This is a genomic window from Lysinibacillus sp. VIII_CA, from assembly GCF_049943995.1.
Taxonomy (GTDB): Bacteria; Bacillota; Bacilli; order Bacillales_A; family Planococcaceae; genus Lysinibacillus; species Lysinibacillus pinottii.
The window spans coordinates 1-406 of record NZ_JBNFXM010000084.1 but is presented as its reverse complement, the minus strand read 5'-3'; the positions used below and the strand labels follow the sequence as shown (position 1 = coordinate 406).

Genomic DNA, 406 nt, shown 5'->3' with positions numbered 1-406 from the left:
ATCGCTTTTAATAATAAGTACTTAAACATGCGAATTGGAGGAATGGTATTACGTCCATTATCTAAACAATATTTTGTTTTTAGCTCTTCTAAAAAAAATGAAAATTCAACAAGTTCATTGATCTGGCGAAGCATGTTATCTTTTGGCACAACAATATCATAGATTGCCATGTATGGACTTAAATTAAGGGTTTCCTGATTTAAAATCATTGGGGCTCCACCTACATATTCATTCTTTTATTATAAAGGAAAGTGTGACTAAAATAATAGTATGATACATTGCGTTGTTTGCAGAAGCATCGCTCGACTCCTGCGGGAAAGCGAGACAGACGAGACCCCGCACGAAGCGAAGCGTAGGAGGAGACTCGGCGCTCGCCCGCGGAAAGCGAGCGGAATGCTTCGGAAAA

General features: G+C 39.7%; 1 pseudogene. It reads right to left on the bottom strand.

Annotated features, from left to right (window positions below):
* A pseudogene (locus ACP3VS_RS24280) lies at positions 1-209 on the bottom strand (IS5/IS1182 family transposase); the annotation flags it as partial.
* Between the last annotated feature and the right edge of the window lie 197 nt (positions 210-406).